This is a genomic window from Synechococcus sp. R8-2 (assembly GCF_047461715.1).
In the GTDB taxonomy this organism is placed as follows: domain Bacteria; phylum Cyanobacteriota; class Cyanobacteriia; order Thermostichales; family Thermostichaceae; genus Thermostichus.
On sequence record NZ_JANSHQ010000138.1, the window covers coordinates 1 to 5,027 of the forward strand.

Here is a 5,027-nt window from a genome sequence, read left to right on the forward strand (position 1 = left end):
TATATCTTGACAAGTCAACAACTGGTGAAGGGCCAACGGCAGCCAGCCAACTTGGGAGTCATCTCCAAGCTGAGCGGCTCAAACGGCAGAATGGGACTCGCGCTTAATGTTGCTGGTAGGCTGGCTGGGGAATCCTACTGGCGCTACCGTGGTTTTGGGTTGTGTTCACAGCGGGTCAGCAGCGGGCCGGCACAGCTTACTCTACCCAAAAAGGTGCACGTGGGATCTTCACCAAGTGCTGGGGTAAGCTACCCTGTCTGTTGAACTTATTCCGGCAGTCTGTCTGGGTGAAAGATGCTGAGATATCGGCATTAGCGGCCCAAAAGGTTCGGTTCCCAGATTGCCTCTGGGTCTACTTCAAGCTGTTCTGCCTCAATCCCTATGGTTTCCTCTGACCTCAAGCGCTGGCTGGATAACTTCCTGATTGCCGTTGTCTTTCTGGTGTTCGCCGGGTTTGTCTGGTTTGTCTTTTCCGTAACCGGGGCTTTTCTTGGGATCCCACTGGGCTACAAACTTTGGATGCGGCTCTGGCTGCCCTTGTTTCAGCCGGCTTTGGGGATCCTGATGGCCGGGGCGGTGGTGAGCGGAGTGTGGGGCTGGCTGGAAAAACGCCGCTCCCAACAATCATGATCATCAATAGAACTGAAGATCCGGTGGCGCAGGGGAGCCACAGACTGGCTCTATACTGGAAACGTATCTAAATGTTGAGCAACTGAGGCAGTCTGGCGTCGTGTTTGTTCTGTCCGGCTACGAGTATTTGCTGGTTTTCCTGATCCTCTGCTCTCTGCTGCCGGTTTTGGCTCTGGGGGCTTCTGCACTCTTGGCGCCAAAGCGGCGGGGATCCCTGCGGCGCAGCACTTACGAGTCGGGCATGGAGCCGTTTGGGCAAGCCTGGATCCAGTTCAACATTCGCTACTACATGTTCGCACTGGTCTTCGTCATTTTCGATGTAGAGACGGTGTTCCTCTATCCCTGGGCAGTGGCGTTTCACCGCTTGGGGCTGTTGGCCTTTGTGGAGGCCCTGATTTTCATCGCCATCCTTGTGGTGGGTCTTGTGTACGCCTGGAGAAAAGGAGCATTGGAATGGTCATGACGTCTGAGAAATCGCAAGTCTTGTTTCCGGGGGCTGCCCCCCAGGTGACTACCGACCTCTCCAACAACGTCGTTCTGACGACGGTGAACGACCTGTACAACTGGGCTAAGATGTCCAGCCTCTGGCCGCTGCTCTACGGCACCGCCTGCTGCTTCATCGAGTTTGCCGCCATGCTGGGATCCCGCTTCGACTTCGACCGCTTTGGCCTGCTGCCTCGTTCTTCGCCGCGCACGGCTGATTTGATCATCACGGCAGGTACGGTCACCATGAAGATGGCTCCGGCGTTGGTCAAGCTCTACCAGCAAATGGCTGAGCCGAAGTACGTGATCGCCATGGGGGCTTGCACCATCAGCGGTGGCATGTTCAGCTCCGATTCCTACACGGCAGTGCGGGGGGTGGACAAGCTGATCCCGGTGGATGTGTACATTCCCGGCTGCCCTCCTCGTCCAGAAGCGATCATGGATGCCATTGTCAAGCTGCGCAAGAAGATCGCCGCCGAGGACATGCGGGAACGAGGCCGTCTGCAGCAAACCCACCGCTACTACACGGTTAAGCACAACCTCAAGCCTGTGCCGGAGATCATCACCGGCAAGTATCTGGAGAGCGAGACCCGCCAAGCTCCCCCGCCAGAGCTGGCTGCGGCCATTGGCTTGCCGGTGCCCCCGGCCTTGCAAACCGCCGACTTTAAGCGGGCGGAACAGCAGCTCAAAGCCTTGCAGGGAGGAGTGTGAGATGGCAGAGGAGAATGCCCAGGAAAAACAAGCGCCGCCATCCGCAGGCGAGCAGTCGGAACCCTTGGTGACGTTGGAGCGGGGCCCGGTTTCCCAGTTTCTGGCCGACAACGGCTTCGAGCACCAGTATTTGGGGAGAGACGCAGCGGGGGTAGAGCTGTTGGAGGTGGAGCGGGACTTTCTCCTACCCTTGTGTACCGCCCTCTATGCCTACGGCTTTAACTACCTGGAGTGCCAGTGCGGGTATGACCTGGGGGCAGGGCAGCCACTGGTCAGCCTTTACCACCTGATCAAGCTGTCAGACGGGGCGGATCGCCCTCAGGAGGTGCGGCTCCAGGTAAAGTTGCCTCGCCAGGATCCACGCCTACCTTCCGTATACTGGATTTGGAAGTCGGCGGATTGGCAGGAACGGGAAACCTACGACATGTATGGCATTGTTTTCGAGGGACACCCGAACCTGAAGCGGATTTTAATGCCGGAAGACTGGATAGGTTGGCCCCTGCGCAAGGACTACATCACGCCTGACTTCTATGAGCTGCAGGATGCCTACTGATTGGGGATCCCTGACCTGGTGAGCAGCGTTGAACAGGATGGGTTGAGATGTGGCCTTTTTTGCTCTTGGCAATCTATGCAGGTGGAGTTTGGTACTCGGCCCGCAAGGCGGATCGCATCTATTCCGGCTCCGGGAAGTGGGTGGTATCGGCCCTCTGGCCTGTGTTGTTGGTCTCGAACCGTCAGTTTCGCCAAAATTGGCGTCGTCCCCTGAACAAGTAAGTTGAGTGAGTCTGGATCCCTGGAATCCTCACCTGTGATCGCTCCTGAGCAACACCTACGCGACCCGAGTCTTTCTCTATCGACACCTCAGGCCACGCAGAAGTTGCGGGAGTTGATTGTCAGCCGCATTCGCGCTCAAGGGCCGGTGACCTTTGCCCAGTTTATGGAGTGGGCTCTCTACGAGCCGGGGTTGGGCTATTACGAGCGGGGATCCCCGATTGGCCCCGACTACCTCACCTCTCCCCACCTGGCGGCGGACTTTGCCCAACTGTTGGCGGAGCAAATCCACCAGTTCTGGCACATTTTGGGATCCCCCCCTGACTTCAAGGTGATCGAGATGGGGGCGGGCAGCGGTCGCTTGGCCCAGGATTGGCTGACCTACGTGCGCTCCGCTAACCCCCCTTTTTGGCAGGCACTGGAATATGGGATCCTGGAGCGTTCTGCCCACCTGCGGCGGCTCCAGCAGGAGCGGTTGGCCCCTTTTGGGGAGAAGGTGCGCTGGTTGGATTGGGACGGGATCCCGGATGAGTCGGTCACAGGCTGTTTCTTCTCCAATGAGCTGGTGGATGCTTTTCCGGTGCATCGGGTGCAGGTGCAGGATGGGGCTTTGCGAGAAATCTATGTCGATTGCGGCGAGGCTGCAGAAGCCAACTTCCGGGAAGTGCTGGGGGATCTGTCCACCCCTGAGCTAAGAGAGTACTTCGCCCGTCTGGGGATCCCTGTAGAAACCTATCCGTCGGGCTACCAAACCGAGGTGAACCTAAAAGCCTTGGAGTGGCTGCAGCTCCTGGCCCGCAAGCTCCGGCGAGGCTACGTGCTCACCATCGATTATGGCCACACCGCCCAGCGCTACTACAGCCCCCACCGCGCCCAAGGTACGCTCCTGGCCTATCGACAGCACGGCAGCTACACGGATCCCTATGTTCGGGTGGGATCCCAGGATCTCACCGCTCATGTGGACTTTACCACCCTAGAGCAGGTGGGAGAATCTCTGGGGCTAAAATGTCTGGGGTTCACCCGGCAAAGCAGCTTTTTGGTCAACCTGGGATTGACCGAGCGGCTGGCCGCCCTTAGCCAAATGGGGAACCCGGTTGATGGCGAAGCTGTGGATGTGGGCCAGGTTTTGCGGCGGCGACATGCTCTTCACGCGCTGCTGGATCCCATGGGGTTGGGGGGCTTTGGGGTATTGGTGCAGGCCAAGGGCTTGATCCCCTCAGAACACGCTCACCCTCTGCGGGGCTTTGGCGAGCCAGAGCTGTGAACCGTTTCGGTGCTATTGGGATGGGATGTCTGCCCCTACCGGCTACCGTTGCCTTCCATCGATGCCAGTTCTGCCATTGCTCTGGCGCTATCTTCCAGGTTGTCGATTCGCTCCTCGAGGGTTGCAAGGACTTCGTCATATTTGTCGGCCCATGCGACGCCGGCGGCAGTTTTGGTCATGCGGGCCGAGCCAAGAGATACGTCTGAAGATCCTTTCGCGGGCATAGGTGACCGTTTAATGGAGTTACTAGAGCCTGTTGACCGACAAGCCTGGGTTAAGCGGGCAATATCCTGCTTCAGGAGATTCTGTTTTGATTGGAGTTGTTCTACCTTGGCTATGCCCTCCTTAAGGGACTGAATGAGTTTCTGTTTCTTGGCTTGTAAATCTCCAATCGAGGCTTTCAGACTTTGCTCTTCTGCGCGTAACTGAGGAAGTCGTTCTTCTTGAGATTGGATCTGGATCTCTGTTTCAAAATGAAGCTGAGGAGTTTGAGCTTGCGAACGAGCCTCATCATAAGGTTGGGCAGCAGCCACCCCCTTCTGCTGGACTTTTGCCCAATCTTCAAGGGCAGCACGCAGGTTGGCCAGTTCGCTTTGCAGTTGCTGTAGGTCTGAAGGAGTGATTTCGTTTTGCTTCTGTCGATTTTCGAGGTGCTGCAGAAGCTGGATTTTGGCTTTGGCCTCGCTTCCAGATAGAGCAGAAGCCACATAGCCCGTCATCCCCGTGGCCAAACCTGCTGCTCCTGCCTGCCACAGGGATCCTCCCGCCCCAAGGCCGCCAATAGCCACCGTAACTCCAGCCAACGCGGGAAAGGCAGTTATCCAAAGCTGGCGGCAGGAGAAAGGCAACATCATCGACCCCAGGGTGGAAGAGGAGATTGTCTTGAAGATTGTTTTGACCATAGGTAATGTTTGGGTAGGTTTTCTCTCACTCACAACTCCTCTTTTTTTAAGGAGAAAGGGGAGCTAGAACCAACACAAAGAACAAAGAACGCCTTAGAGACAATTTTACTGCACTATTTCACTGCACTTCATCACTGCACTTCAAGATGACTCTGGTATACTGCTGAGGTTACAGTTCTTTACGCCATCCCTCCAGTATGGCCACAACTACAAGTCAATCGCCACTCTAAACCTGCAAGAGCCACTTCAGCTAGAAATTGCAGGAG

7 protein-coding genes are annotated in these 5,027 nt (G+C 56.7%); 6 read left to right on the top strand and 1 reads right to left on the bottom strand.

What is annotated here, in order from left to right:
- Window positions 1-381 precede the first annotated feature (381 nt).
- From NW819_RS03905 to NW819_RS03930, 6 genes are all read left to right on the top strand, one after another.
- On the top strand, window positions 382-630 hold the full coding sequence (locus NW819_RS03905) for a hypothetical protein (protein ID WP_011433899.1): 249 nt from the start codon (window positions 382-384) through the stop codon (window positions 628-630).
- Between the two features lie 100 nt (window positions 631-730).
- A complete protein-coding gene (gene ndhC, locus NW819_RS03910; RefSeq protein ID WP_414331498.1) occupies window positions 731-1,093 on the top strand; it encodes a photosynthetic/respiratory NAD(P)H-quinone oxidoreductase subunit C in 363 nt (120 codons plus the stop codon).
- The gene (locus NW819_RS03915; protein ID WP_414331499.1) at window positions 1,084-1,824 is read left to right on the top strand and encodes an NADH dehydrogenase subunit K; all 741 of its coding nucleotides are present in this window, start codon (window positions 1,084-1,086) and stop codon (window positions 1,822-1,824) included. Before ndhC ends, NW819_RS03915 begins: the two co-directional genes overlap by 10 nt.
- Before the next feature lies 1 nt (window position 1,825).
- A complete protein-coding gene (locus tag NW819_RS03920) occupies window positions 1,826-2,377 on the top strand; it encodes an NAD(P)H-quinone oxidoreductase subunit J (RefSeq protein ID WP_011433902.1) in 552 nt (183 codons plus the stop codon).
- Between the two features lie 47 nt (window positions 2,378-2,424).
- A complete protein-coding gene (locus NW819_RS03925; protein ID WP_414344869.1) occupies window positions 2,425-2,598 on the top strand; it encodes a hypothetical protein in 174 nt (57 codons plus the stop codon).
- A gap of 1 nt (window position 2,599) precedes the next feature.
- On the top strand, window positions 2,600-3,859 hold the full coding sequence (locus NW819_RS03930; protein WP_414412950.1) for a class I SAM-dependent methyltransferase: 1,260 nt from the start codon (window positions 2,600-2,602) through the stop codon (window positions 3,857-3,859).
- 35 nt (window positions 3,860-3,894) lie between these two features.
- On the opposite strand, the gene NW819_RS03935 is transcribed toward NW819_RS03930, so the two are convergent.
- The gene (locus NW819_RS03935; protein WP_414412951.1) at window positions 3,895-4,761 is read right to left on the bottom strand and encodes a hypothetical protein; all 867 of its coding nucleotides are present in this window, start codon (window positions 4,759-4,761) and stop codon (window positions 3,895-3,897) included.
- Between the last annotated feature and the right edge of the window lie 266 nt (window positions 4,762-5,027).

Excerpts from the sequence above, each read along its gene's own strand:
- NW819_RS03935 (WP_414412951.1), bottom strand. The coding sequence starts at position 4,761 with ATGGTCAAAACAATCTTCAAGACAATCTCCTCTTCCACCCTGGGGTCG.
- NW819_RS03925 (WP_414344869.1), top strand. The coding sequence starts at position 2,425 with ATGTGGCCTTTTTTGCTCTTGGCAATCTATGCAGGTGGAGTTTGGTAC.
- NW819_RS03915 (WP_414331499.1), top strand. The coding sequence starts at position 1,084 with ATGGTCATGACGTCTGAGAAATCGCAAGTCTTGTTTCCGGGGGCTGCC.
- NW819_RS03920 (WP_011433902.1), top strand. The coding sequence starts at position 1,826 with ATGGCAGAGGAGAATGCCCAGGAAAAACAAGCGCCGCCATCCGCAGGC.
- NW819_RS03905 (WP_011433899.1), top strand. The coding sequence starts at position 382 with ATGGTTTCCTCTGACCTCAAGCGCTGGCTGGATAACTTCCTGATTGCC.